This is a genomic window from Pelomonas sp. KK5, from assembly GCF_001984095.1.
In the GTDB taxonomy this organism is placed as follows: Bacteria; Pseudomonadota; Gammaproteobacteria; order Burkholderiales; family Burkholderiaceae_C; genus KK5.
Map to the genome: position 1 here is coordinate 16,569 of NZ_LYVQ01000025.1, position 26,656 is coordinate 43,224.

22 protein-coding genes and 1 pseudogene are annotated in these 26,656 nt (G+C 69.2%); 15 read left to right on the forward strand and 8 right to left on the reverse strand.

Annotation, left to right across the window (positions count from 1 at the left end; all coding sequences use genetic code 11):
* Positions 1 to 14: 14 nt before the first annotated feature.
* From clpB to nadB, 5 genes are read left to right on the forward strand one after another with little or no spacing between them, the layout of a single operon-like run.
* Positions 15 to 2,612 carry an ATP-dependent chaperone ClpB gene (gene clpB / locus B0W88_RS05735; RefSeq protein ID WP_077033700.1) on the forward strand — a complete coding sequence of 866 codons (2,598 nt, stop codon included), beginning with the start codon at positions 15 to 17 and terminating at the stop codon, positions 2,610 to 2,612.
* 4 nt (positions 2,613 to 2,616) lie between these two features.
* A complete protein-coding gene (locus B0W88_RS05740; RefSeq protein ID WP_077033701.1) occupies positions 2,617 to 2,985 on the forward strand; it encodes a glyoxalase superfamily protein in 369 nt (122 codons plus the stop codon).
* 41 nt (positions 2,986 to 3,026) lie between these two features.
* Positions 3,027 to 3,263 carry a hypothetical protein gene (locus B0W88_RS05745; protein ID WP_077033702.1) on the forward strand — a complete coding sequence of 79 codons (237 nt, stop codon included), beginning with the start codon at positions 3,027 to 3,029 and terminating at the stop codon, positions 3,261 to 3,263.
* A complete protein-coding gene (locus B0W88_RS05750; RefSeq protein WP_077033703.1) occupies positions 3,260 to 3,763 on the forward strand; it encodes a TA system VapC family ribonuclease toxin in 504 nt (167 codons plus the stop codon). The genes B0W88_RS05745 and B0W88_RS05750 overlap by 4 nt, the downstream gene beginning before the upstream one ends.
* A gap of 14 nt (positions 3,764 to 3,777) precedes the next feature.
* Positions 3,778 to 5,433 carry an L-aspartate oxidase gene (nadB, locus tag B0W88_RS05755; RefSeq protein WP_077033704.1) on the forward strand — a complete coding sequence of 552 codons (1,656 nt, stop codon included), beginning with the start codon at positions 3,778 to 3,780 and terminating at the stop codon, positions 5,431 to 5,433.
* Here the strand turns inward: nadB and B0W88_RS05760 are convergent.
* Genes B0W88_RS05760 through B0W88_RS05775 form a run of 4 tightly spaced genes read right to left on the reverse strand, consistent with a single transcriptional unit; the run spans position 5,379 to position 8,643 of the window.
* Positions 5,379 to 5,675 carry a late competence development ComFB family protein gene (locus tag B0W88_RS05760; RefSeq protein ID WP_077033705.1) on the reverse strand — a complete coding sequence of 99 codons (297 nt, stop codon included), beginning with the start codon at positions 5,673 to 5,675 and terminating at the stop codon, positions 5,379 to 5,381. The genes nadB and B0W88_RS05760 overlap by 55 nt on opposite strands.
* Before the next feature lie 49 nt (positions 5,676 to 5,724).
* The gene (gene nadA / locus B0W88_RS05765) at positions 5,725 to 6,828 is read right to left on the reverse strand and encodes a quinolinate synthase NadA (protein WP_077033706.1); all 1,104 of its coding nucleotides are present in this window, start codon (positions 6,826 to 6,828) and stop codon (positions 5,725 to 5,727) included.
* A gap of 25 nt (positions 6,829 to 6,853) precedes the next feature.
* A complete protein-coding gene (locus B0W88_RS05770) occupies positions 6,854 to 7,588 on the reverse strand; it encodes a LytTR family DNA-binding domain-containing protein (RefSeq protein WP_077033707.1) in 735 nt (244 codons plus the stop codon).
* Positions 7,585 to 8,643: a sensor histidine kinase gene (locus B0W88_RS05775; RefSeq protein ID WP_083748606.1), complete on the reverse strand. Its 1,059-nt coding sequence runs from the start codon at positions 8,641 to 8,643 to the stop codon at positions 7,585 to 7,587. The genes B0W88_RS05770 and B0W88_RS05775 overlap by 4 nt, the downstream gene beginning before the upstream one ends.
* 77 nt (positions 8,644 to 8,720) lie before the next feature.
* Between B0W88_RS05775 and B0W88_RS05780 the strand changes: the two genes are divergently transcribed.
* From B0W88_RS05780 to B0W88_RS05815, 8 genes are all read left to right on the forward strand, one after another.
* Positions 8,721 to 9,119 (forward strand): DUF1761 domain-containing protein, encoded by a 399-nt coding sequence (locus B0W88_RS05780; RefSeq protein WP_077033708.1) that lies wholly within the window; start codon positions 8,721 to 8,723, stop codon positions 9,117 to 9,119.
* A 29-nt stretch (positions 9,120 to 9,148) separates the two neighbouring features.
* Entirely contained in the window at positions 9,149 to 10,402 is a 1,254-nt protein-coding gene (locus tag B0W88_RS05785; protein WP_077033709.1) for an MFS transporter, read from the forward strand.
* Entirely contained in the window at positions 10,399 to 11,181 is a 783-nt protein-coding gene (locus B0W88_RS05790) for a SapC family protein (RefSeq protein ID WP_077033710.1), read from the forward strand. The genes B0W88_RS05785 and B0W88_RS05790 overlap by 4 nt, the downstream gene beginning before the upstream one ends.
* A gap of 231 nt (positions 11,182 to 11,412) precedes the next feature.
* Positions 11,413 to 12,636, forward strand: a complete 1,224-nt coding sequence (locus B0W88_RS05795; protein ID WP_144006625.1) for a cyclopropane-fatty-acyl-phospholipid synthase family protein — start codon at positions 11,413 to 11,415, stop codon at positions 12,634 to 12,636.
* Positions 12,637 to 12,733: 97 nt separating this feature from the next.
* A complete protein-coding gene (locus tag B0W88_RS05800; protein WP_083748607.1) occupies positions 12,734 to 13,975 on the forward strand; it encodes a sorbosone dehydrogenase family protein in 1,242 nt (413 codons plus the stop codon).
* 26 nt (positions 13,976 to 14,001) lie between these two features.
* The gene (locus B0W88_RS05805; protein ID WP_077033713.1) at positions 14,002 to 15,228 is read left to right on the forward strand and encodes a cation:proton antiporter; all 1,227 of its coding nucleotides are present in this window, start codon (positions 14,002 to 14,004) and stop codon (positions 15,226 to 15,228) included.
* Positions 15,225 to 16,349: a YbdK family carboxylate-amine ligase gene (locus tag B0W88_RS05810; protein ID WP_077033714.1), complete on the forward strand. Its 1,125-nt coding sequence runs from the start codon at positions 15,225 to 15,227 to the stop codon at positions 16,347 to 16,349. The genes B0W88_RS05805 and B0W88_RS05810 overlap by 4 nt, the downstream gene beginning before the upstream one ends.
* Before the next feature lie 44 nt (positions 16,350 to 16,393).
* The gene (locus B0W88_RS05815) at positions 16,394 to 17,134 is read left to right on the forward strand and encodes a gamma-glutamyl-gamma-aminobutyrate hydrolase family protein (protein ID WP_233151634.1); all 741 of its coding nucleotides are present in this window, start codon (positions 16,394 to 16,396) and stop codon (positions 17,132 to 17,134) included.
* Here the strand turns inward: B0W88_RS05815 and B0W88_RS05820 are convergent.
* Positions 17,123 to 18,415: an MFS transporter gene (locus tag B0W88_RS05820; RefSeq protein ID WP_077033715.1), complete on the reverse strand. Its 1,293-nt coding sequence runs from the start codon at positions 18,413 to 18,415 to the stop codon at positions 17,123 to 17,125. The genes B0W88_RS05815 and B0W88_RS05820 overlap by 12 nt on opposite strands.
* 41 nt (positions 18,416 to 18,456) lie before the next feature.
* Positions 18,457 to 19,683: an alanine--glyoxylate aminotransferase family protein gene (locus B0W88_RS05825; RefSeq protein WP_077033716.1), complete on the reverse strand. Its 1,227-nt coding sequence runs from the start codon at positions 19,681 to 19,683 to the stop codon at positions 18,457 to 18,459.
* A 140-nt stretch (positions 19,684 to 19,823) separates the two neighbouring features.
* Between B0W88_RS05825 and B0W88_RS05830 the strand changes: the two genes are divergently transcribed.
* Positions 19,824 to 22,895, forward strand: coding sequence for an FAD-binding and (Fe-S)-binding domain-containing protein (locus tag B0W88_RS05830; protein ID WP_077033717.1), 3,072 nt, complete (start codon positions 19,824 to 19,826; stop codon positions 22,893 to 22,895).
* Positions 22,896 to 22,930: 35 nt separating this feature from the next.
* Positions 22,931 to 23,620, forward strand: a complete 690-nt coding sequence (locus B0W88_RS05835; protein WP_077033718.1) for a GntR family transcriptional regulator — start codon at positions 22,931 to 22,933, stop codon at positions 23,618 to 23,620.
* Positions 23,621 to 23,624: 4 nt separating this feature from the next.
* Here B0W88_RS05835 and B0W88_RS05840 read toward each other — a convergent pair whose 3' ends face one another.
* Complete coding sequence (locus B0W88_RS05840; RefSeq protein ID WP_077033719.1) at positions 23,625 to 25,022, reverse strand: caspase family protein; 1,398 nt, start codon at positions 25,020 to 25,022, stop codon at positions 23,625 to 23,627.
* Positions 25,023 to 25,053: 31 nt separating this feature from the next.
* Positions 25,054 to 26,656: pseudogene (locus B0W88_RS33480) on the reverse strand (hypothetical protein); the annotation flags it as partial.

Below are 26,656 nucleotides of genomic sequence, written 5' to 3' on the forward strand. Positions count from 1 at the left end.
GCTGAGGTAGCCATATGCGTCCCGACAAGTTCACCACCCGCCTTCAAGAAGCCATCGCCGAGGCCCAGAGCCTGGCCATCGCGCGCGACAACCCGTACATCGAACCGGCCCATCTGCTGGCGGCGATGCTCGTGCAGGAAGACGGGCCCAAGGCGCTGCTCGAGCGTGCGGGCGTCAAGGTCGCCGCGCTGAAGACAGCGGCCGACACCATCATCGCCGGCCTGCCCAGCGTACAGGGCCAGGGCCAGCAGGTGATGCCCGGCCGCGACCTGATCAGCCTGCTGCAGGCGGCCGAGAAGGAAGCCGGCAAGCGCGGCGACCAGTTCATCGCCAGCGAGATGTTCCTGCTCGCCCTGGCCGACGCCAAGACCGACCTGGCCGGCGTGGCCCGCGGCCACGGGCTGACCCGCAAGGCACTGGAGGCCGCGATCGAGGCGGTGCGCGGCGGCGAGAAGGTGGACTCCGCCGATTCCGAAGGCCAGCGCGAGGCGCTGAAGAAATACACGCTGGACCTGACCGAGCGCGCCAGGAGCGGCAAGCTCGATCCGGTGATCGGTCGCGACGACGAGATCCGCCGGACCATCCAGGTGCTGCAGCGCCGCAGCAAGAACAACCCGGTGCTGATCGGCGAGCCGGGTGTCGGCAAGACGGCCATCGTCGAAGGCCTGGCGCAGCGCATCGTCAACGGCGAGGTGCCCGACAGCCTGAAGAACAAGCGCGTGCTGGTGCTGGACATGGCCCTGCTGCTGGCCGGCGCCAAGTTCCGCGGCGAGTTCGAGGAGCGGCTCAAGGGCGTGCTGAAGGAAGTGGCCAAGGACGAAGGCCAGACCATCATCTTCATCGACGAGATCCACACGATGGTCGGCGCCGGCAAGGCCGATGGCGCCATCGACGCCGGCAATATGCTCAAGCCCGCGCTGGCGCGCGGCGAGCTGCACTGCATCGGCGCGACGACGCTGGACGAATACCGCAAGTACGTTGAGAAGGATGCCGCGCTGGAGCGGCGCTTCCAGAAGGTGCTGGTCGACGAGCCGACGGTGGAGGCCACCATCGCCATCCTGCGCGGCCTGCAGGAGAAGTACGAGGTGCACCACGGGGTGGAGATCACCGACCCGGCGATCATCGCCGCGGCCGAGCTGAGCCACCGCTACATCACCGACCGCTTCCTGCCCGACAAGGCGATCGACCTGATCGACGAGGCGGCGGCCAAGATCAAGATCGAGATCGATTCCAAGCCTGAGGTGATGGACCGGCTCGACCGCCGCATGATCCAGCTGAAGATCGAGCGCGAGGCGGTGCGCCGCGAGAAGGACGAGGCTTCGCTGAAGCGCTTCGAGCTGATCGAGGAAGAGCTGCTGCGCCTGCAGCGCGAGTACGAGGACCTGGAGGAGATCTGGCTGTCCGAGAAGGCCCAGGCCCAGGGCTCGGCCCACGTCAAGGAAGAGATCGATCGCATCCGCCAGCAGATCGAGGACCTGAAGCGCAAGGGCGATTTCAACAAGGTCGCCGAGCTGCAGTACGGCAAGCTGCCGGAGCTGGAGAAGAGCCTCAAGGAGGCGCAGGCCAAGGAAGCCGGCAAGGCCGGCGGCACGGCCGCGCGCCCGCAACTGCTCCGCACGCTGGTCGGCGCCGAGGAGATCGCCGAGGTCGTGGCGCGCGCCACCGGCATCCCGGTCGCCAAGCTGATGCAGGGCGAGCGCGACAAGCTGCTGCAGATGGAAGCGAAGCTGCACGAGCGCGTGGTCGGCCAGGACGAGGCGATCACCGCCGTGGCCGACGCGATCCGTCGCTCGCGCGCGGGCCTGTCGGACCCGAACCGCCCGACCGGCTCCTTCCTGTTCCTGGGCCCCACCGGCGTCGGCAAGACCGAGCTGTGCAAGGCGCTGGCCGGCTTCCTGTTCGACAGCGCCGACCACATGATCCGCATCGACATGAGCGAGTTCATGGAGAAGCATTCGGTGAGCCGCCTGATCGGGGCGCCGCCGGGCTACGTGGGCTACGAGGAAGGCGGCGTGCTGACCGAGGCCGTGCGGCGCAAGCCCTACAGCGTGATCCTGCTGGACGAGGTCGAGAAGGCGCATCCGGACGTGTTCAACGTGCTGCTGCAGGTGCTGGACGACGGCCGCCTGACCGACGGCCAGGGCCGCACCGTGGACTTCAAGAACACGGTGATCGTGATGACCTCCAACCTCGGCTCGCAGCAGATCATGGCGCTGGCCGGCGAGCCGTCCTCGGTGATCAAGGACGCGGTGTGGGGCGAGATCAAGACCCACTTCCGGCCCGAGTTCCTGAACCGCATCGACGAGGTGGTCGTGTTCCACGCGCTGGACAACAAGAACATCGCGTCGATCGCGAAGATCCAGCTGCACACGCTGGAGCAGCGGCTCGAGAAGCTGGACATGAAGCTGGACGTCTCGGATGCGGCGCTGGCCGAGCTGGCCAAGGTGGGCTTCGACCCGGCCTTCGGTGCGCGGCCGCTGAAGCGGGCGATCCAGCAGCGGGTGGAGAACCCGCTGTCCAGGCTGATCCTGGAAGGGAAGTTCGGCCCGAAGGACGTGATCCCGGTGGACGTGGCGGAGGGTGAATTCACCTTCGGTCGTGTGGTCCACTGAGGGCATGAACCTTCAAGCCCCGACGCCCGTGCTTCGCATCTTCGACGAGGCGCTGGCACGGGCGTTCTACGTCGACTTCCTTGGCTTCAGCGTGGACTGGGAGCATCGCTTCGGCGACAACTTCCCGCTGTACATGCAGGTCTCGCAGGGCGCGTGCTCCCTGCACCTGACCGGCCATCACGGCGACTGCTGCCCGGGCGCCTCGCTGCGTATCGCCACGCCGCAGCTCGACGCACTGCATCAGCGGCTCGTCGGGGCCGACTACAAGCACGCCAAGCCTGGCATCGAGCTGAAGCCCTGGGGCAGCCGCGAGATGACGGTGACCGACCCCTTCGGCAACCGGCTGACATTCGTCGAGGGGACGGATGCGTAGGTCGCTACGCACATTGATGCATTTGTGCTACTGTGCGCCTCATGAGAACCACGCTGGACCTCCCCGACGAGTTGCTGCGGCACCTCAAGGCCCGCGCGGCCCTGGAAGGTCGCAGCCTGAGGGACCTGACGCTGCAGTTGATCGAGCGCGGCTTGCAGGTGTCTCTCGCGCCGCCGGCGCCTGCCGCCGAACTGCCGACACTTGCCTTCGGTCGGAATATCCCGGCCAAGTACCTGTCCAACGCAGGCCTGTTTGAGCTTCTCGACGAGGAAGAATGAGCCGTGCGGGTCTGCGCGTGGCCGAGCCACCGGCCACCTGGCTGGCCAGCGGCGATCTGGTCGACCTGAACGTCTGGATCGCGCTGCTCGGCAGGCACCATATCCACCACGCGGCGGCGCGGCGCTACTGGGACGCCTGCGCGCCGATCCGTGCCAAGGGCCTTGCCCATTTTTTCTGCCGCAGCACCATGCTCGGCTTGCTGCGCATGCTTTGCCAGCCAGCGCTGATGGGCGAGGCTGTACTGAAGCCACCACAGGCCCATGCCCTCTATCGCAGCCTGCGCACGACCCCGGGCGTCGGCTTCCAGGTCGACCATGAAACGGCCGACGCCTTGCTGGATCAGTGGTTGGCCGGCGACCTCGCCTCACTTCCTGCGAAGCACCTCACCGACGCCTGGCTGGCCGCAGTCGCCGAGACGTCCGGCCGCCGCCTCGTCACTTTCGACAATGACTTCAAGCGCTTCCCCCTGACGCGCCTCCTGCTGCTCGACGCAGCCTAGAGAGAATCCACCGTATGCCTTCCACCGCTCCCGTCGTCATCGTCGGCGCCGGCCTCGCCGGGCTCACCGTCGCCCTCCACCTCGCCGACACCGTCCCCGTGGTGGTCCTCGCCAAGCGCGAACTGAACGAGGCTGCCACGGCCTGGGCGCAGGGCGGCATCGTCGGCGTGCTGGGGCAGGACGACAGCATCGAGAGCCACGTCCGCGACACGCAGGACGCCGGCGCCGGCCTGGTGGACGAGGCCACCGCCCGCTTCATCGCCGAGCGCAGCGCGGCGGCGGTCGAATGGCTGGTGCAGCAGGGCGTGCCCTTCACGCCCGACGACGACGGCCCGCTGGGCCTGCACCTCACGCGCGAAGGCGGCCACGCGGTGCGCCGCATCGCCCATGCGGCCGACGCCACCGGCAAGGCCATCCACGACCAGTTGCTGGACGCCGCGCGCAAGCACCCGAACATCACGCTGCGCGAGCGCTCGATGGCGCTGGACCTGATCACCTCGCGCCACCTGCAGCGCGACGAACTGCCGCGCTGCTACGGCATCTACGCGCTGGACATCGACGCCCAGAAGGTCGAGACGCTCCCGGCCCGCGCGGTGGTGATGGCCACCGGCGGCGCCGGCAAGGTCTACCGCTACACGACCAACCCCGACACCTCCACCGGCGACGGGATCGCGATGGCCTGGCGCGCCGGCTGCCGCGTGGCGAACATGGAGTTCATCCAGTTCCACCCGACCTGCCTCTACCACCCGCAGGAACGCAGCTTCCTGATCACCGAGGCGCTGCGCGGCGAGGGCGGGCATCTCAAGCTGCCGGACGGCACCCGCTTCATGGCCGCACATGACGCTCGCATGGAACTGGCGCCGCGCGACATCGTCGCCCGCGCGATCGACTTCGAGATGAAGAAGCACGGCCTGGATCACGTCTGGCTGGACGCCACCCATCTCGGCGAGGCCTTCCTGAAGGAACACTTCCCGACCATCCATGCCCGCTGCCTGGCGCTGGGCATCGACATCGCGAAGGACCCGATCCCGGTGGTGCCGGCGGTGCACTTCACCTGCGGTGGCGTGGTGACCGACCTGAGCGGCAAGTGCGACCTGCCGGGCCTGTACGCGGTGGGCGAGACCACCTACACCGGCCTGCACGGCGCCAATCGCCTGGCCAGCAACTCGCTGCTGGAATGCGTGGTGCTGGGCCAGACCTGCGCCACCGACATCCTGGCCCTGCCGGAGCCGGCGGCCGAGCCGCTGCCCGACTGGGACGAGAGCCAGGTCGAGAACGCCGACGAGCAGGTCGTCATCGCCCACAACTGGGACGAGTTGCGCCTCTTGATGTGGAACTACGTCGGCATCGTGCGCACCACCAAGCGGCTGGAGCGCGCGCTGCACCGGATCGAGCTGCTGCGCACCGAGATCGACGACTACTACGCCAACTTCCGCGTCAACCGCGACCTGCTGGAACTGCGCAACCTGGTCGAGTGCGCGGAGCTGATCGTGCGCTCCGCGCTGCTGCGCCACGAAAGCCGCGGCCTGCACTTCAGCCGCGACTACCCGCGCACGCTGCCGGCCAGCTTCCCGACGATCCTGATCGCCGATTCGGACGCCGCCAACAAATGGCGTTATGAGTTGCGCGAGCGCAGGGCCGTTCGGGCCTCGACGAAGTTGAACGCGTAGGTGACGGCCTCGTGGACCGCGGCGCTGATTTCCTGGCGCTCGCGCTCGGTGAGGTAGAAGGAGAAGTCCACCTCGTGGCGGATGTAGCGCGGCGGCAGCCGGTTCAGCGCCACGCAGGCGACGTCGCACAGCGTGTCGGCGTCCAGGGCGATATTGCCCTCGTACTGGGGCGCCATCGCCATCACGGTGGCGAAGACCTCGCGTTCGTGATGATTGAAAAGCGAGCTGAAGTCTTGCGCCATGGTCCGTCCTCCGGTGTTGTTCTGTCTCAGCCCGCTGTTATAGCCCCAATCAGGCGGCGCCGATCCCGGGCGTCATGCCGGATTTCACACCGGCCTTCAGTGCCGCGGTGAAGTCCAGCATGCGCTCGATGCAGCCGGCCGCCTGCGTGCGGATCGGCTCCTCCACGAAGATCTCGCCGCTGCCGGTCTCCAGGCAGTCGACCAGGTTCTGCAGGCCGTTCATGGCCATCCAGGGGCAGTGCGCGCAGCTCTTGCAGGTGGCGCTGTTGCCGGCGGTGGGCGCCTCGATCAGCGTCTTGCCGGGCGCCAGCTGGCGCATGCGGTGCAGGATGCCGTTGTCGGTGGCGACGATGTACTCCTGCGCCGCGCCCTCGACCACCGCCTTGATCAGCGCCGAGGTGGAGCCGACCACGTCGGCCATCTCCACGACCTTCTTCGGCGATTCGGGGTGGACCAGGATCATCGCGTCCGGATGCTGCTCGCGCAGCAGCTCCAGCTCCAGGCCCTTGAACTCGTCGTGGACGATGCAGGCGCCGTTCCACATCAGCATGTCGGCGCCGGTCTGTTCCTGAATGTAGCGGCCGAGGTGTCGGTCGGGCGCCCACAGGATCTTCTCGCCGCGTGCGTGCATGGCCGAGACGATGTCCAGCGCGCAGGAGCTGGTGACCATCCAGTCGGCGCGGGCCTTCACCGCGGCGCTGGTGTTGGCGTAGACGACGACCTTGCGGTCGGGGTGTGCGTCGCAGAAGGCGGCGAATTCGTCGGCCGGGCAGCCCAGGTCGAGCGAGCAGGTGGCGTCGAGATCCGGCATCAGCACCCGCTTCTCGGGCGACAGGATCTTGGCCGATTCGCCCATGAAGCGAACACCGGCGACGACCAGCGTCTGCGCCGCGTGGTCGCGCCCGAAGCGGGCCATCTCGAGCGAATCCGACACGATGCCGCCGGTCTCCAGCGCCAGGTCCTGCAGGTCGCCGTCCACGTAGTAGTGGGCCACCAGCACGGCGTTCTTGGCCTTCAGCAGCGCGGCGGCGCGTGCCTTCAGCGCGGTGCGCTCATCCTGCTTCAGCGGCGCCGGCACCTTGGCCCAGGCGTGGGCGGTGCAGCTCTGGCCCTCGGCGTCCTGCCTGGTGTAGTCGAAGAGAACTTGTTCCATGGATGAATTGTCGCCCAGTGCGCGATCAGCCTTCGAGCCAGGCGCGGAAGGCCCCAGCCCGTTCCTGGCTGATCGTCAGCTCGCCGTCCAGCGCGGGATGCATCAGCTCCAGCTTCAGCCGGCCCTTGCCCGCGGGCGCGAAGCGGCGTACCGCCTCGGCGGCCACGATCAGCTGCCGGTTGGCGCGGAAGAAGCGGCGCGGGTCCAGCGTGGCCTCCAGCTCGGCCAGCGTGGTCTCGAGCTGGTAGCGCTGGCCCTCGCGGTCGATCGCGTAGGCCAGCTTGTCCACCGAGACGAAGCAGGCAATAACGCCCAGTTCAAGCGCATGGAACTGCGCCCCTCGCCGGCCGACCAGGCGCTGGCGCGGGGCGGACAGGCGTCGCAGCAGCTGCTCGGCCAGGTCGCCCTGGCACCAGGCGGCCTTGTCCAGCGCGCGGGCCAGCGCGGCATCCGAGACCGGCTTGAGCAGGTAGTCCACGGCCAGCGCGTCGAAGGCCTGCAGCGCGAACTGGTCGTAGGCGGTGGTGAAGATCGTCGGCAACTGCAGGCGGCGCCCGCGGAAGAGCTCCAGCGAGAGCCCGTCGGCCAGCTGGATGTCCATCAGCAGCAGCTGCGGCGCGGGGTTGGCCGCCAGCCAGGCGAGCGTGCCCTGCACGGTGTCGCTGTGGCCCACGACGCGGGCCAGCGGCGCCACGCGGGCGAGGGCCTCGACCAGGCGTTCGCGGGCTGGCGGTTCGTCTTCGGCAATGAAGAGGTTCATGGCTTGAGAAGGGGGATGAGGATCTCGAAGCGGCCGTCGCCTTCGTGGCGCTCGAGGCCGCGGCCGGACAGCAGCCGCAGCCGCTCGTCCAGGTTCAGCAGGCCGAGACCGGAGGAGGGCAGGGCGCTGCGACGCGGCTGCAGCGGGTTGGTGACGCGGATCGCGTCGCCGTCGAGCTTGACCGTTATGGCCAGCGGCAGCGCTGCGCTGGCTTCGTTGTGCTTGACCGCGTTCTCCAGCAGGGCCTGCAGCGCGGTGGGCGGCAGCAGGCCGGACCTTGCGGCCAGCGCGGGGTCCAGTTCCAGGCGGATCGCCGCCGCGCCGAAGCGCAGCGCCAGCAGGCGGTGATAGCTTGCCAGGAAGGCCAGTTCGTCGGACAGCGGCACCAGGTCGCGCGCCGCCAGCAGGTAGCGGTAGACCTCGGCCAGCGTGTCGTTGAATTCGCGGGCCCGCGCGGCATCGCTGCCGATCAGGTGGCCCAGTGCGTTGAGGCTGTTGAACAGGAAGTGCGGGTCCACCTGGGCCTTCAGCGCGGCCAGCTCGGCCTGCGCGCGGGCGCGCTGCAGGCGCTCCACCTGCAGCATGTCGGATTCGCGCTCGCGGATCAGGAACATGGTTTCGTAGGCGTGGGTCACGAACAGCACGCAGATCACGTTGGTGGCGATCACCAGCTTCAGCGCATCGGCATCCACCGGCAGCCCGGCCGAGCGGAACCAGGCCCACAGCACCAGCGCGGTCAGCGGCGCGGTGTAGAGCACGTTGGCGCTGACCAGCATCACCAGCTTGCGCAGCGGCTGGCCGAACCAGCTCCACTGCTCGCGCTGGCGGAACAGCAGCCAGCGGTTGCCGAGCCAGATCGCGGCGGCCAGCGCGACGACGAGCACGAAGCCGAGCCAGAACATCGGCCGGGCCGGCGTCAGCGGCCCGTACAGGCCGGTCAGGAAGGGGATGGCAATGCCGAAGGCGGGAATGCCGCAGGCCATCAGCGCCCGGTCGTCGAAACGCACGGCCGCCGGGTTCGGCAGCGTGGCGTCGGCGTTCGGCAGGCTGGGCATGGGTTTCGGTCGAGTGCGGCTTGTCGTTGGGGGCGCGGATGACGAACATCGCGGCACCCGACAAAGAGAGGCTCGCGATGGACGACATGCACCTGAACATTCCCGCCGTCATTGTGGCGGCGCTCCTGAACTTCGCCATCGGCGGCGTCTGGTATTCGCCGCTGCTGTTCGCCAAGGCCTGGGCGCGCGAGGCCGGCGTCGATGAATCGCGGGTGCCGAACCTGGCGCGCACCTTCGGCCTCTCGGCGCTGGCGCAGCTGGTGATGGCCTTCAACCTGGCTGCCTTCCTCGGGGCCAAGGCGACGCTGCAGTTCGGCCTGTTCGCCGGCTTCGCCACGGGCCTGGGCTGGGTGGCGATGAGCCTGGGCGTGATCTACCTGTTCGAGCAGCGCTCGCTGAAGCTGTGGCTGATCAATGCCGGCTACCAGGTGGTCGCGTACACGGTGATGGGCGCCGTGCTCGGCGCGTGGCATTGAGCCGGCCCGAATGAGTACAGTCGGAGCCCATGAATGGCACCGACACCTCGACCCCGGCGAGCAGGGACTTCGCCACCATCGGCCTGATCGGCCTGGCCCACGGCTGCTCGCACTTCTTCCACATGCTGCTGCCGCCGCTGTTCCCGGCCTTCATCCGGGACTTCGGGCTCAGCTACTCGGAGCTGGGCCTGCTGGTGACGGTGTTCTTCCTGGTGTCGGGCATCGGGCAGGCGCTGGCCGGCTTCGTGGTGGACCGCACCGGGGCGCGGCCGGTGTTGTTCGCCTCGATGGCCTGCTTCATCGCGGCCTCGGCGGCAGCGGGAATGGCCCAGGGCATGAACGGCCTGGTGCTGGCGGCGATGCTGGCGGGCCTGGGCAACTGCGCCTTCCATCCGGTGGACTTCACGATCCTGAACCAGCGCGTCTCGGCGCCGCGGCTGGGCCATGCCTTCTCGGTGCACGGCGTCAGCGGTAACCTGGGCTGGGCGGCGGCGCCGGTGCTGACGATCGCCATCGCCGAGTCCACGGGGAACTGGCGTTATGCCTATCTCGGCACCGGCCTGGTGGCGGCCGTGGTGCTGGCCATGCTGGTGTGGCAGCGCGCACATCTCGATGACCGCCAGGGTGCGCGCCGGCAGCAGCGCGAAGTGGCCGCGGCCACGGCCCACCCGCTGGCCTTCCTGCGACTGCCCAGCATCTGGCTGTGCTTCTCCTTCTTCTTTTTCAGCACCGCGGCGCTGGCGGCGATGCAGAGCTTCGCCAGCCCCGCCCTGGGCCGCATGTACGGCCTGCCGCTGGCGGTGACCGCCTCGGTGGTGACGGGCTTCCTGCTCTGCGGCGCAGCCGGCACCTTCGTCGGTGGCTTCCTGGTGGCGCGGGTGCAGCGGCTGGAGCGCACGATCGCGCTGGCGATGGCGCTGGCCGCCGGCGCACTGCTGCTGACCGCCAGCGGCTGGCTGCCAGCCCAGGCCGCGGCGGTGGTGGCTGCGCTGGCCGGCTTCGGCACGGGCCTGGCCGGGCCCTCGCGCGACATGCTGATCAAGCGCGCCGCTCCGCCCGGCGCCACCGGCCGGGTCTACGGCACCGTCTACTCGGGGCTGGATGCCGGCTTCGCCGTCGCCGCGCCGGTCTTCGGCGCGCTGCTGGACCAGGGCCGGCCCGCCGCCATCTTCAGCGGCGCAGCGCTGGCGCTGCTGCTGGGCATCGCCTCGGCCGGCATCGTCGGGCTGAAGCTGGGCCGTCCGGAATCGCAACTACCCACGCCGCAAGGAGGCCGAGCATGAGCAAGACCCTGCTGATCTACGACAAGCTCGTCGCGCTGCACCGCGAGCGCCACCGCAAGCTGCGGCTCAAGGGCGGCGAGCACCGCTTCGGCTTCGCCCGCGAGACCAACTCGGTGCTGCTGGCCGCCAGCGAGCTGCCGCAGGCCTGCCTGGACTATCCCTGCGTGTTCATCACCACGGCGCAGGGTCATGCGATGGCGGCGCTGGTGGGCCTGCGCGACCGCGAGAACCTGTTCGTCGATGCGCAGGGGCACTGGGCGACGAACCACTACGTGCCGGCCTTCATCCGCCGCTATCCCTTCGTGCTGTCCGAGAACGGGCCGCACGACTCCCAGTACACCGTCTGCGTGGACGAGAGCTATGCGGGCCTCAACGAGACCGAGGGCGAGCCGCTGTTCGCCGAGGACGGCAGCGACAGCGCCTGGCTGAAGAACGCGCAGGACTTCCTGCTGCAGTTCCGCCAGCAGATGGCGGCCAGCCACCAGTTCGCCGAGCGCCTGCATGCGCTGGGCCTGCTGGTCGAGCGCCAGATCAACTACGAGCTGCAGGGTCGGCCCTACAAGCTCAGCGGCTTCAAGCTGATCGACGAGCAGAAGCTGCTGGCGCTGCCGCCCGACGTGGTGCAGGAGCTGTTTGCCACCGGCTGGTTGGGCCTGGCCTACGCGAGCCTGCTGTCGCAGGCGCAGGTGCCACGTCTTGCCGCCCGGCTGACGGCTGAACTGGAGGCCCAGGCCGCGGCGGCGGCGGCGCAGATCCCGCCGGTGCAGGTGGTTCACTGATCGCACGCTTTACCTGGGGAAACGTGCGAAAAACCCACATGGCGGCATATGGCTTGCCAGTGTGTTTTCATGGACCAAGAATCAAGCTTCTTCACCACTTCGCCCCTGCGTACCGTGGACTCCAGCCGCTCGATTGCTTCCTCCGCCGATGCCGCTGTCCGGCCCGTCGATCCGGGTCTGGGTGACTGGGCCGATCTGGCCCGCCGTCTGTTCGAACCTTATCCCGGCACCATGGGCCTGCGCATCGGCCACGGGCAGGGCAGCGTGGGTGGCGTCTTCGGCCGCGGCGCGGCCCAGGGTCGCAGCCCCGACTTCACGCTGACGCTGGCCGACGGCGAGGTGCTGCGCCGGCTGATCGTCGGTCGTGATCCGCTGCGTTTTGCCGACTCCTACTTCCGCGGCGACGTCGATATCGAGGGCGACTTCTTCGCCGCGCTGACGCTCAAGGACCACCTGCGCGAGTTGCACCTGCCGCCGATGCAGCGGGTCAAGGTGCTGATGCGCATCCTGGGCCTGTCCGGCGCGCTGCCGGGCAGCCATTCGGTGCTGCCGCAGCTGGCCGTGCGCGAGCACAGCCGCCAGGAGAACCGCCAGGCGATCGCCTTCCACTACGACGTCTCCAACGACTTCTATGCGCTGTGGCTGGACGCGAAGATGGTCTATTCCTGCGCCTACTTCGAGACCGAGGACACGGCGCTGGCCGATGCCCAGACCGCCAAGCTGGAGCACATCTGCCGCAAGCTGCGCCTGAAGCCCGGCGAGCGCTTCCTGGACATCGGCTGCGGCTGGGGCGCACTGGCGATCCATGCGGCGAAGCACCACGGCGTGCAGGCCCACGGCATCACGCTGAGCCAGCGGCAGCTGGCGCTGGCCCAGGAGCGCATCGCCGCGGCGGGCCTGGGCGATCGCATCACCGTCGAGCTGCGCGACTACCGTGACATGCAGGGCCAGTTCGACAAGGTCTCCAGCGTCGGCATGTTCGAGCACGTCGGGCTGAAGAACCTGCCGCAATATTTCGCCAAGGTGCACGAGCTGCTGAAGCCCGGCGGCCTGTTCCTGAACCACGGCATCACGCACGACGAGGAGGGCTGGGGTCAGGCCTTGTCCTCGGTCTTCATCAACCGCTATGTGTTCCCCGACGGCGAGCTGGACCTGCTCAGCAACGTGCAGCGCCAGATGGAGTTCAAGCGCTTCGAGATCCTCGACGTCGAGTGCCTGCGCGCCCACTACGCGAAGACCCTGCGCCATTGGGTGGACGGGCTGGAGCGCCACCACGACGAGGCGGTGGCGCATGTCGGCGAGGCGACCTACCGCGTCTGGCGCCTGTACATGGCGGCCTGCGCACTGGAGTTCGAATCGGGCGAGCTGGGCATCTACCAGATCCTCGGCAGCCGCCGCCCCGAGCGGGGCGGCCCGGCCGACCAGCCGCTGACGCGGCGCTACATGTATCCGTAGGCGTTCTCCTACAAGCCGCCGCGTTCCCGGCCTGCATGGGCCGGGCGTGCCCTGCGCGTACCGTCAGCGCATGTAAAGCCAACCTCGGAGACAAGCCATGATGCCGACGCGTCCGTCACGCCTGGCAGCCTTGCTGCTGGCGGCGTTCTCCACCGTCCCGGCCCTGGCCATCGACGCCACCGTGGTCACGAGCGGCCTGGATGTGCCCTTGATGCTGACCGCGCCGGCCGGCGACAGCCGCTCCTTCATCGTGGAGAAGGGCGGCCTGGTGAAGGTGCTGGTGGGCGGCGTGGTGCAGCCGACGCCCTTCCTGGACCTGTCCGCCCAGGTGGCCACCGACGGCGAGCGCGGGCTGCTGGGCCTGAGCTTCGACCCCAACTACGCCACCAACGGCCGCTTCTACGTGGACTACGTGGACAAGACGACGCTGAACACCGTGATCGCCCGCTACCAGGTGGCCTCGCCGGGCGCGAGCGTGGCCGATGCCGGCTCGGCCCAGCAGATCATGACGATCGCGCAGCCCGCGGGCCGCAACAACCACAAGGCCGGCTGGATCGGCTTCCGGCCCGGCGACACGAACAACCTCTACATCGCCACCGGCGACGGCGGCTCCGGCTACGACCCCGACAACAACGCGCAGAACCCGCAGAGCCTGCTTGGCAAGATCCTGCGGGTGGACGTCAGCGGCACCGGCGCCGGCTATGCAGTCCCGGCGGACAACCCCTTCTCGGCCAGCGCGACCACGCGCCCCGAGATCTGGGCGCTGGGCCTGCGCAACCCCTTCCGCGCCAGCTTCGACCGGGCCAGCGGGGCCTTCTGGATCGGCGACGTCGGCCAGTCGACCCGCGAGGAACTGGACCTCGAGCTCGCCGGCGATCCAGGCGGCCACAACTACGGCTGGCGCCTGCGCGAGGGCACGATCCAGTCGCCCACCAACGGCGGCAATGCCCCCGGGCTCACCGGCCCGGTCTACGACTACGGCCGCGACATGGGCGGCACGGTCATCGGCGGCTTCGTCTATCGCGGCCCGTCCATCGCCGATGCCGATGGCCGCTACTTCTTCGGCGACTACGTCGCCAACAAGGTCTGGTCCTTCGCCGTCGGTGCCGGCGGCGCCTTGAGCGACCTGCGCGACGACACCGCGGCCCTGCTGGGCGGCACCGGCCTCAGCGGCCTGGATGCCTTCGGCGAGGACAGCCAGGGCCGGCTCTATGCGATGGGAACCAACGGCGTGCTGGTCGTCGTCGTCGATGAGCCGGCCACCGCGATGAGCCTGGCCGGCGGCCTGGCCGTGCTGGCGGGCTTTCTTTTCAGGCGACGCGGTCGCGGCAGGGCCTGAACGGCCAGGAGATTAATATCGTACAAATGGAGTCCCTTGCCGCTTATTTCCACTTCGCCCACTGGCCCCCTCGACCTGACCTGCTGTTCTGGATCGCGCTGATCCTGCTGGCCGGCGCACTGCTCGGCGGCGTGGTCCAGGGGCGCCTGCAACTGCCCCGCATCGTCGGCTATGCCGGCGCCGGCATGCTGGTGGCCGGCTTCGGCAAGGGCATCGGCGATGGCCTGCTGCTGGGCACCGACCGGCTGCTGGTCGACCTGGCGCTGGGCCTGCTGCTGTTCGAGCTCGGCGCCCGCGTCTCGCTGCGCTGGCTGCGCGCCAACCCGAGCCTGCTGCTGACCAGCCTGCTGGAGTCGCTGCTGGGCTTCTGGGCGGTGTTCGCGGTGCTGAGCGGGTTCGGGCTGGAGCCGCGGGTGGCGCTGGCCGGTTCGGCGCTGCTGGGCGTGAGTGCCGCCGCCGTGATCGGCCGCGTGGCCACCGAGCTGAAGTCGGCCGGCCAGGTCACCGAGCGGATGCTGGTGCTCAGCGCGCTGAACACGCTCTACGCCGTCCTGCTGCTGAAGCTGGTGGCCGGCTGGCTGCACCTGGACTCGCGGGGCGACTGGATCCAGGGCGTCGCCCAGCCGCTCTACACCTTCGCCGGTTCGCTGGGCGTGGCGGCGCTGCTGGCCGGCGCGGTGGCCCTCGTGCTGCGCCGCTTCGAGCTGCGCGACGAGAACACCGTGCTGCTGCTGCTGGGCCTGGTGCTGCTGGCGGTCACGCTGGCGCGGCTGTTGATGCTGTCCACGCTGCTGGTGCCGCTGCTGGCCGGCGTGCTGCTGCGCAACACCAGCGAGCGGCCGTGCATCTGGCCGCGCCACTTCGGCACCGCCGGCGGCGTGCTGGTGCTGATGCTGTTCGTGATCGCCGGGGCGGCCTGGTCGGCGGCGGCGCTGAGCGCGGGCGTCGTGATCGCCGGCGTGGCGCTGGCGGCGCGGGCGCTGGTGCGCGGCGCGGTGCTGACCGGCATGGCGCACTACAGCGGCATCAGCCTGCGCCAGGGCCTGGGGCTGGCGATGACGGCGCTGCCGATCTCGGCGACCTCGCTGGTGCTGCTGGCGGAGCTGCGCCAGTCGCACCCGGCGCTGGCGCAAGACCTGACCCCCATCGTGCTGTCGGCGATGGCCATCATGGCGCTGCCGGGGCCCGCGCTGGTCCAGGCCGGCCTGTGGATTGCCGGTGAATACCACCGGCGTGCGGAGAAGAACCGATGAGCCTCGAACCCTTTGCCGACTCGCGCTCGCTGACGTTGGGCGTCGAGCTGGAGCTGCAGATCGTGAACCATCACGACTACGACCTCGCCCCGTCCTCGCGCGACCTGCTGCGGCTGATGGAGAAGGTCAAGCTGCCCGGCAACGTCATGCCCGAGATCACCGAGAGCATGATCGAGCTGTGCACCGGCGTCTGCGTGGACCATGCCGAGGTACTGGCCCAACTGACCGAGACGCGCGACGCGCTGGTAGCCGCGGCCGATCGGCTCAACGTGGGCCTTTGCGGCGGCGGCACGCACCCGTTCCAGGACTGGAGCCAGCGCCGCATCTTCGACAAGCCGCGCTTCCACGAGATCTCGGCGCTGTACGGCTACCTGTCCAAGCAGTTCACGATCTTCGGCCAGCATGTGCACGTCGGCTGCGCCGGGCCGGACCAGGCGCTGGTGCTGCTGCACGGGCTCTCGCGCTTCATCCCGCACCTGATCGCGCTGTCGGCCTCCTCACCCTTCGTTCAGGGCACGGACACCGGCTTCGACTCGGCGCGGCTGAACTCGGTGTTCGCCTTCCCGCTGTCGGGCCGGGCGCCCTTCGTGACGCGCTGGGAGGACTTCGGCACCTACTTCGACAAGATGGCCCGCACGGGGGTCGTCAAGAGCATGAAGGACTTCTACTGGGACATCCGGCCCAAGCCGGAGTACGGGACCATCGAGGTGCGGGTGCTGGACACGCCGCTGACGATCGAGAAGGCCGCCGCGCTGGCCGCCTATGTGCAGTGCCTGGCCCGCTGGCTGCGCATCGAGCGGCCTTTCGAGCCCGCCGAGGACGATTACCTGCCCTACACCTTCAATCGCTTTCAGGCTTGCCGCTTCGGGCTGGACGGCACCTTCGTCGACCCGAAGAGTGGCGTGCACCGCACGCTGCGCGAGGATATCGAGGCCACCTTCGCCGCCATCGAGATCCATGCGATGGAGCTGAAGGCGGAGGACGGCATCCGGCTGCTGCGCGGGGAACTGGCCGGCACCGGCAACGACGCGAGCTGGCTGCGCGGCCTGCATGACAGGGAGCGGCTGCTGCCGGAAGTGGTGCGGCGCCAATGCCTGCGATGGGCGGGGCGGCCTGCATGAGTCCCGAGACAGCGCCATTGCGGATTGGCCTCTCGGCGCGGCTGATGCACAAGCCGCCGGCCGAGCTGGGCTTTCGCAACAAGACGCTGCAGTACCTGGAACAGGCGATCGCCCACTGGATCATGGCCCACGGCGCGATGGCGCTGATGCTGCCCACGCTGGGTTTCGACGCCGAGGTGGACCGCCGCCGCGTCACCGTGCGGCACTACGTCGACGCGCTGGACGGCCTGGTGATGCAGGGCGGGGCGGACGTGTCGCCCACCAGCTACGGCCAGCAGCCGCTGAAGCCCGAGTGGGGCGGCGACATCGTGCGCGACCGCTACGAGATGGAGCTGCTGGAGGGCTTCCTGGCCCAGGGAAAGCCGGTGCTGGGCATCTGCCGCGGCTGCCAGTTGATCAACGTGGCCTACGGCGGCACGCTGTACCAGGACATCGCCACCCAGCTGGCCGAGGCCAAGGCCCATGTGGACGCCGAGCTCTACGACCAGCACCACCACGACATCGTCTTCGATCCCGAGTCGCGGCTGGCCAAGCTCTATGAAGGCCACAAGGGCGGCCTTGTCACCAGCATCCACCACCAGGCGGTGGACCGCCTCGGTGGCGACCTGATCGTCGAGGCCCGGGCCGTCGAGGACGGCATGGTGGAGGCGATCCGGGCCAAGGGCTCCTGCTTCGTCGCCGGCGTCCAGTGGCACCCCGAGTTCCATGCGATCAATCCGGAACTGCTCAGCGGGGAGCCCTTGATGAACGGCTTCCTCGATTGCGCGGCCGCTTCACGCGGCTGAGGAGCTGACCTCCTTGGCGCGGGCCGGCGCCTGTGGCGCGCGAGCTTCCTCGAACTTCGTCTCCGGCCGCATCCGGAACGACAGCGCGACGCCCACCGCCATCAGCAGCATGCTGCCGACGAAGGGCAGCTCCCAGCTGCCGAAGCGGTCGATCAGCCAGCCCGAGATCACCGGCGAGACGATGGCCGCGAAGGCCGAACCGGTGTTCATCATGCCGCTGGCGGTGCCGGAGTGCTCCGGCGCGATGTCCATCGGGATCGCCCACATCGGGCCGATCGTCATCTCCGCGAAGAAGAAGCCGGCGGCGAGGCTCGCCATCGACACGTAGAGGTTGTGCGTCAGCATCAGCGGAATCAGCGAGAGCAGGGTCAGCGCCATGCACACGGCCACCATCCAGCTGCGTGCCTTCTGCAGGCTGCCGGTGCGCTCGTAGAGCTTGTCGGTGACGATGCCGCCCAGCGTGTCGCCGACGACGCCGGCGAAGAACACGGCGGAGGCGAACAGGGCCGACTTCTTCAGGTCCAGGTCGTAGCTGTGCAGGAAGTACTGCGGGATCCAGCTGAGGAACAGCCACAGCGTCCAGCCGTAGCAGAAGTACACCAGCGTCACCGGCCACATGCGGCGGAACAGCTTGCCCCAGGGTACGTTCGAGACCTTGGACTTCAGCGGCGGCAGCGCGGCCAGTTCCTCCTGCGTGATGCGCGGATGGTCCTTGGGCTGCTCGGTGAACACCCGGGCCCACAGCGCGACCCAGACGAAGCTGATGCCGGCGCAGACGTAGAACGATTCGCGCCAGCCATGCGTGGCCATCACCGCCACGATCGCCGCCGGCGCCACCGCATTGCCGACCCGCGCCGCCGCATGGGTGATGCCCTGCGCGAAGCCGCGCTTCTCCTTGGCCACCCAGCGCGACATCGCCGAGGTCGCCGCCGGGAAGGTCGCTCCTTCGCCCAGGCCCAGCAGCACACGGGCCACCAGCATCGAGGCCAGGCCGCCGGCCATGCCGGTCAGCACGGTGGCGCCGGCCCACACGGCGCCGCAGAACAGCAGCGTGCGCTTGGCCCCGAAACGGTCGCTGACCCAGCCCCCGATGATCTGGAACACGAGGTACGGATAGGCGAAGGCCGAGAACACCAGGCCGATCTGCGTCTTGCTGAGCCCGAACTCGGGCCCGAAGCCGGCCGCGGCCGTGCTGACGTTGACCCGGTCCAGGTAGGTGATGAAATACATCGCGCACAGCATGGCGATGACCACGTTGGTGGCGCGGAAGATCTTCTTCATGGCTCGTTGTCTCCTTGTATGGCGAGCTCGGGAACGATCGATCAGGCTTGTTGCTGCTTGTTGGTGGCGAAGTGCTCCATCGCGGCCTGCACGCCGCTGCCCTTGAGCTTCACGCCGGCCAGCTTCAGGCCCATCTCGCAGCCGGCCACGGTGCCCAGCAGCGTCAGGTCGTTGCTGTCGCCCAGGTGGCCGATGCGGAACATGCGGCCCTTCACCTTGGACAGGCCCGTGCCCAGCGACATGTCGAAGCGCTCGTAGATCAGCTTGCGCACCGCGTCGGCATCGACCCCTTCGGGCATCAGCACGCCGGTCAGCACCGGCGAGTACACGGCCGGGTCCGCGCACTGGATCTCCAGGCCCCAGGCGTTCACCGCGGCGCGCACGCCGGCGGCCCAGCGCTGATGGCGCGCGAAGACCTGGTCCAGCCCTTCGCCCAGCAGCATGTCCAGCGCCTCCGAGAGGCCGTACAGCAGGTTGGTGTTGGGCGTATACGGCCAGTAGCCGGTGGCGTTCATCTCGACGATCTCGTCCCAGGCGAAGAAGGACTTGGGCATCTTCGAGCGCTTGCTGGCCTCGATCGCCTTCGGCGACAGCGCGTTGAAGCTGATGCCGGGCGGCAGCATCAGGCCCTTCTGCGAGCCGCTGACGGTGACGTCCACGCCCCATTCGTCATGCCGGTAGTCGGCGCTGGCCAGGCCGGAGATCGTGTCCACCAGCAGCAGGGCCGGGTGGCGCGCGGCATCGATCGCGCGGCGCACCGCGGCGATATCGCTGGTGACGCCGGTGGAGGTCTCGTTGTGGACCACGCAGACGGCCTTGATCGCATGCTGCGTGTCCTTGCGCAGGCGCTCCTCGATCAGGTCCGCCTGCACGCCGCGGCGCCAGCTCGGCGCGTGGGGCAGGGCGGCGTCGCTGCCCTGCCGGGCCAGCACCTCGGGCTCCAGCCCCAGCTTGCGGGCCATCTGCTGCCACAGCCAGGCGAAGTGGCCGGTCTCGTACATCAGCACCTGGTCGCCGGGGGAGAGCGTGTTCATCAGCGCCGCTTCCCAGGCGCCGGTGCCGGAAGCCGGGTAGATGGCGACCGGGTGCTCGGTCTTGAAGATCTGCTTGATGCCCTTGAGCACCTGCAGGCCTAAAGCGCCGAACTCGGGGCCGCGGTGGTCGATGGTCGGCAGGCTCATCGCGCGCAGGATCCGGTCGGGCACCGGGCTTGGGCCGGGGATCTGCAGGAAATGGCGGCCGGTGGGGTGGAAGTCGAGGTTCAGCATCGGCAATGTCTCCGTCGTTGGATGAATCTAGTTTTGCATGCAAAACACAATACAACACTCGCGTTTACCCTTGTATTGCTGGGTTGTTGTCCGTATTTTTTGCATGCAAAATGTTTACAACGCACAAAAGGAGACAAGCGATGAAGATCGAAGACGCCAGCCGCCTGAGCCCGGCCCGCGCCCTCGGCACCGAGCTGCCGCCCAACGAGACCTGCGAGGCGCTGGCCCGCCGGCTGCGCGCCCACACGCAGGGCGAGGTGCTGTTCGACCTGCCTTCGCGCGGCCGCTACGCCACCGACGCGTCGATCTACCAGATCGTTCCCGCCGGTGTCTTCGTGCCCCGCACCGAGGACGACATCCAGGCCGCCATCGACATCGCCCGCGAGCTGCAGGTGCCGGTGCTGCCGCGCGGCGGCGGCACCAGCCAGTGCGGCCAGACCACCGGCGCCGCGCTGGTGATCGACAACAGCAAGCACTTCCGCCGCGTGATCGAGGTCGATGCGGAGCAGCGCCGCGCGGTGGTGGAGCCCGGCCTGGTGCTGGACCACCTGAACCAGCAACTGAAGGCCCACGGCCTGTGGTTCCCGGTCGACGTGTCCACCAGCGCGCAGGCCACGCTGGGCGGCATGGCCGGCAACAACTCCTGTGGCTCGCGCTCGATCGCCTACGGCAATATGGTGCACAACGTGCTGGGCGTCGATGCGTGGCTGTCCGACGGCCAGCGCGTGGGCTTCGGGCCGGTGTCAGGTCTTGCCGGGCGGGCGGTGGAGATCGCGAACTTCGTCCGCGACCTGGCCGCGCAGCATCGCGGCGCGATCGAGGCGAACTGGCCCAAGGTGATGCGCCGCGTTGCCGGCTACAACCTCGACATCTTCCACAACCAGAGCGAGCGGCCCTACACCGGCGACGGCGGCGTCAACCTCGCCCACCTGCTGATCGGCGCCGAGGGCACGCTGGCGTACACGCGGCGGCTCACCTTGCAACTGGCCGAATTGCCGCGCGCCAAGGTGCTGGGCGTCGTCAACTTTCCGACCTTCCGCGCGGCGATGGACGCGGCCCAGCACATCGTCAAGCTGCAGCCGACGGCGGTGGAGCTGGTCGACCGCATCATGATCGAGCTGAGCCTGACCAACCCGGCCTTCCGCCCGACGATCGAGACCGCGCTGATCGGCAAGCCGGATGCGATCCTGCTGGTCGAGTTCTCCGGTGCGAACCGGGCGGAGTTGCTGCCGAAATTGAAGCAGCTTGGTGAGCTGATGGGCGACCTGGGCCTGCCCGGCTCCGTCGTCGAGATGAGCGAGGACGCGCCGCAGAAGGCGCTGTGGGAAGTGCGCAAGGCTGGCCTCAACATCATGATGAGCTTGAAGGGCGACGGCAAGCCGGTCAGCTTCATCGAGGACTGCGCGGTGCCGCTGGAGCACCTGGCCGAGTACACCGACGGGCTGACCGAGGTGTTCGCCAGGCACGGCACCCACGGTACCTGGTACGCCCACGCCTCGGTCGGCACGCTGCATGTGCGGCCCATCCTCGACATGCGGCGCGACGGTCCGGAGGGAGGCGCTGCACGCATGCGCGCCATCGCCGAGGACGCCGCAGCGCTGGTGCGCAAGTACAAGGGGGCCTTCAGCGGCGAGCATGGCGACGGTCTGTGCCGCGGCGAGTGGATCGAGTGGCAGTTCGGTTCGGAGATCAACAAGGCCTTCCGCGCGATCAAGCAGCAGCTCGATCCGATCAATCTCTTCAACCCCGGCAAGATCATCGACACGCCGCGGATGGACGACGTCTCGCTGATGCGCTTCCCGCCGCCCAGTGCGCCGCGGCCCTACAAGCGCATCGAGATCAAGCCGGCGCTGGATTGGTCCGCCTGGAACGTGCAGAACGATCCGGTCACCGAGGCCACCACCGCGCCCGGCACCGGCGGCGACAGCACCGGCGGCTTCGCCAAGGCCGTCGAGATGTGCAACAACAACGGCCACTGCCGCAAGTTCGACGCCGGCACCATGTGCCCCAGCTACCGCGTGACCCGCGACGAGCAGCACCTGACCCGTGGCCGCGCCAACACGCTGCGGCTGGCCGTCTCCGGGCAGCTCGGGCCTGATGCCTTTACCAGCGAGGCGATGCACGAGACCATGGACCTCTGCGTCGGCTGCAAAGGTTGCAAGCGCGACTGCCCGACCGGCGTGGACATGGCCAAGATGAAGATCGAATTCCTGTCGCACTACAAGGCGCGGCACGGCCACACGCTGAAGGACCGGCTGGTCGCCCGGCTGCCCGACTATGCGGCGCTGGCCAGCCGCTTCGCCTGGCTGCCCAATCTGCGCGACACGCTGCCCGGCGCCGCCTGGCTCAGCGAGAAGCTGCTGGGCTTCTCGGCCAAGCGAAGCCTCCCGAAGTGGCGCGCCGACACCTTCTGGCGCCAGCCGCGGATGGGCCTGGCCGACGGCGCGATGGCGCTGGCCGCGGCCAAAGCCGGCCAGAAGGTCGCCGTGCTCTTCGTCGACACCTTCAACGGCACCTTCGAGAGCGAGAACGCCTGGGCCGCCGCCCGCGTGCTGATCGCCGCGGGCTATGTCGTCCATGCGCTCGAACCGCAGGCCGACGGCAAGCACCATTGCTGTGGCCGCACCTTCCTCTCGTCCGGCATGGTCGATGAAGCGAAGGCGCGCGCCGGTGCGCTGGTCGACGCGCTGCTGCCCTTTGCCGAGGCGGGCATCGCTGTCGTCGGCCTGGAACCCTCATGCCTGCTGACCCTGCGCGACGAGGCCTTGGTGATGGGCCTCGGCGACAAGGCGCAGAAAGTGGCCGGCCAGGCCCTGCTGTTCGAGGAGTTCGCCGCCCGCGAAGCCAAGGCCGGCCGCTTCGCGCCGAAGCTGAAGGCCGCGGCCCAGCCGATCCTGCTGCACGGCCACTGCCACCAGAAGGCCTTCGGCGCCGTAACGCCGATCCTCGACGTGCTCAAGCTGATCCCCGACGCGAAGCCCGAGCTGATCGAAAGCTCCTGCTGCGGCATGGCAGGCAGCTTCGGCTACGAGGCTTCGCACCACGAGGTGTCGATGGCGATGGCCGAGGCCAGCCTGCTGCCGGCGGTACGCGCGAGGCCCGAGGCCATCGTCGTGGCCGATGGCACCAGCTGCCGCCACCAGATCGCCGACGGCGCCGCCCGCGAGGCCATCCATGTGGCCCGCCTGCTGGAGCAACAGCTCGCCTCGTGAATCGCATGCAAAAATCCGGCCCCGAGAGGAACCGGATGTCCACCACGACGAACAATGTGATCGAGATCTCGCGCATGGCGCTGCACGAGCAGGTCGCCGCGCGGCTGCGCACGATGCTCATCGAGGGCCGCATCAAGCCCGGCGCCAAGCTGAACGAGCGCGAGCTCTCGGAGCTGCTGCAGGTCTCGCGCACGCCGCTGCGCGAGGCGATCAAGCTGCTCGGCGCGGAGGGCCTCGTCGACCTGCTGCCCAACCGCGGCGCCGTTGCCGTCAAGCTGACCGAGACGGACGTGGTCTGCGCCTTCGAGGTGATTGCCGGCCTCGAGGCGCTGTCCGGCGAGCTGGCCGCCCAGCGCATCACCGACAAGGAGCTGGCCGAGCTGCGCGCGCTGCACTACGAGATGCTGGCCTGCTACACCCGCGAGGACCTGTCCGGCTACTACCGCATCAACGCGCAGATCCACGACCTGATCAACGAGGCGGCCAAGAACCCGCTGCTGACGAAGACCTTCCGCTCGATCAACGCCCGCATCCAGAACCTGCGCTTCCGCACCAACCAGGACGGCGCGAAATGGAAGCAGGCGGTCAAGGAGCACGAGCAGATGATCGCGGCGCTGGAAGCGCGCGATTCGGCCGCGATGCGCGCGCTGATGCTGGAGCACCTGGCCCACAAGCGCGACACCGTCCTGGCCCTGATGCGTCAGGGCCAGGTGGCGATGAAGTAAGCCGTTATTTGCGGACGTTGTCCAGGCTCGGCGGCGGGGTGTAGCCCTGCTCGCGTGCCCGGCTTTCCCACTGGCTCGACAGCAGCGGCTGGTTCTGGCTGCGGTAGTGCAGGGCCAGGTCGTAGCTCGCGATGCCGTTGCCCAGCGCCGAGGCCAGTTGCAGCCAGCCTTCGTAGCGGTTCATCCAGTTGGCGGTGTCGCGGCGGTTGCGCTGGATCTGGGCGATGCGGGCGGCGGCGTCCTTGTCGCCGCGGCCGGCGCGGTGCAGGTCGCGCTGCATGTCCTCGTCGGTGGCCAGGGCCGCCGGCAGGTCGAAGGCGGTCTTGAACAGGCGCACCTCGCGGCGGCGCAGCGCCTTCAGCGCCTCGGCGCCGCCATTCTTGGCCACCATCGCGGCGGGGGCGTGAGCGCTCTTCGGATGGGCCTTCAGGAAGGCGTCGGCGCGCTCGACCACGTCGGCCGGCCAGACCGCGTCGGTCAGCGCCTGGAAGTCCTGCTCCTCCTGCTCGGCATCGGGCAGGGCAGGGCCCGCCGCGGTGGCGATGCCGCGCGGCGCCAGCGTGCAGCTGGCGCGCGTGCTGTCGGCGATGAAGGAGTCCTGGGCCAGCCTGCGGATCGCCTCGACCGGGTGGTGCAGCATGGTCTCGCGCACATCGGTACGCACCAGCTGGAACAGGTCGCGGAACTGGGTCTGGTCGGAGGTGCTCTCCATCAGCTTGACCAGCGAGGCGGTGTAGAAGGTGCTGCGGTCGGCCACCGCCGGCGCCACGGCCGGGCGGCCCGCGCCGGTGGAGAAAGCGATCAGGCAGTCGGCCGGGGCCACCACCTGGTTCAGGCCGCCGTCGGCGCCGGCCTTCAGGCTGGTGCGGCAGGCGTCGACGATCGCGACGATGGTGCCGCCCTTGCGAGGCGGGATCTTCAGGATCACGTCGTCGATCAGCTTGACGCTGCCGCCGCGCAGCGTGTCGGGCTTGCCGGACGGGTCCAGCCCGGCGGGCAGCAGCAGGTTGCTGGCATCGACCTGGATGCCGTGGCCGGAGAAGTAGAACAGCAGCGTCGCGTCGGCCGGCGCGGCGGCGGCTTTCGCAATGAAGTCGTCCAGCGTCTTGCGCGAGGCCGGCAGGTTGCCGTTCAGCGCGTCGCTGACCACGAAGCCGCGCTGTTCCAGCACGTAGCGCAGGTCGTGCACGTTCTTCGGGATCGGGGGAAGGTCGAAGGGCGCCGGATATTCGCTGTTGCCCATGAGCAAGGCCAGGCGCACCTCACTCTGGGCCTGCAGCAGGTCGCCGGACTCCGCTGGGGCGGCGGCGCGCGCCGGAGGCAGCGCGGCCAGCAGGCTGCCGAGGCCGGCGGCCTGCAGCAGCTGGCGGCGGCCAGGATGGGAGCTGTCAGTCTTGCTCATGATGGTTCCGATCCTACAGCTTAGGGATTGCTCATGGTTGGCAATCGGCACTATCGCAGCTCGGCGGCGATTGCACACCGCCTGATCCGGTGGTGGCGGCGCGGCCGGGGCCAACCTCCGCGATCACGCCGGCACGCAGGCGCACGGTGACGTTCTCGGTGCGCACCGCCTCCTCGAAGCGGTCGCGCCGCGCCGACTCGGACACCGCCGTCACCGAGGACAAGGCGCTGGTCAGCTGCGGCACGGCCGGCAGCACGTTGTTGTAGAAGACCGGGATCTCGCCGGACTTGCCCGCGCCGTCGTGGAACAGGCTGTAGCCGGCCCCCGCGGCCAGCGACACCGGGCCGACCAGGTAGATCGCGGTGCTGCCCTGGGCGCCCAGCAGCGGGCGCACGGTCAGGAAGCCGGAGTCCGGCCCCTCGGTGCGGTTGCCGGTGGCGCGGGCGCCGATCGACACGTTGATGCCGCTGTCGCCCGCCCCGCCGAAGCTGAAGGCGGTCTGGAAGGCGCCCGGCAGCAGGTTCAGCAGCAGGCCCGGCTGCGACAGCGTGGTGCCGGCGGCGATGTTGTCATAGGGCAGGCGCACGGTGATCGCCGCAGTGTCGACGGTGGCCAGCTTGGCCGCCGAGATCTCGGCGAAGTCCGCCTCCAGCCCGGCGCCGCCGATGTTCAGCGTCTGTCCGGCCAGGCGCACCCGGGTCTGGATGCCGACCGCCCCCTGCACGTTGGCCGACCAGGCGGTGTTGTAGGCCGCACCGCTGAGCACGGCGATGCTGCCGGCCACCTCGTTTGCGGTCTGGTTCAGGTCGATGGAGCCCAGCGCGCTGACGCTCAGCGTGGCGCCGCTGGCGATGTTCAGCGTGCTGCCGTCTGCCTGGGTCAGCGTGGCCTCGGCGACGGCCAGCGGCTGGCCGGTCAGCGGGATCAGGGCGGTGGGGCTGGTCTCGGCCTTGGCGGCGTCCGGCGCCGCGCGGGCGATCAGCTTCAGCTCGCCGCCGCTCAGGGTCAGCGCGCCGGTCAGCGCCACATGCTCGGCGCTGATCTGGCCGCCGTTGGCCAGTTGCACGGCACCCAGGCTCAGATCCTGCGGGGCCAGCAGCTGCACGCTGTTGGCCGTCAGGTTCAGCACCTGGCTGCCCAGGCTGTTGGCGGCCTGGGCGCTGGCGTCCAGCAGGCCGCCGGCGCTCAGCGTGATCGGCGCCGCGGCGCTGATCGTCAGGCCGCCGCCGTAGCGCTGGTCGCCGGTGGTGGTGACGTTGCCCTGTACGGTGACCATGCCGTCGGCGCTCAGCGAGCCGATGGTCTCGTTGCCGGCCAGCGTGAGGCTGGCGCCGGCCGCGACCTGCACCGCGGAGGCATTGGGCAACTGCTCGGCGCCGCCGGTGGCGAGGCTGCCGCTGCTGACGCGGGTGGTGCCGGTCCAGGCGTTGTCGGTGCTGCTCAGCGTCAGGTGGCCCACGGTCTGCTCGACACCGCCGCTGCCGGTGATCGCGTTGCCCACGGTGACAGCGTCGCTGCGGGCGAAGCGCAGCAGGCCGCGGTCGTCGACGGCACCGCTGCCCAGCGCGCCGCTGCTGCCGCCGTTGCCGATCTGCAGCGTGCCGGTCTCGATCAGGGTGCCGCCGGTGTAGCTG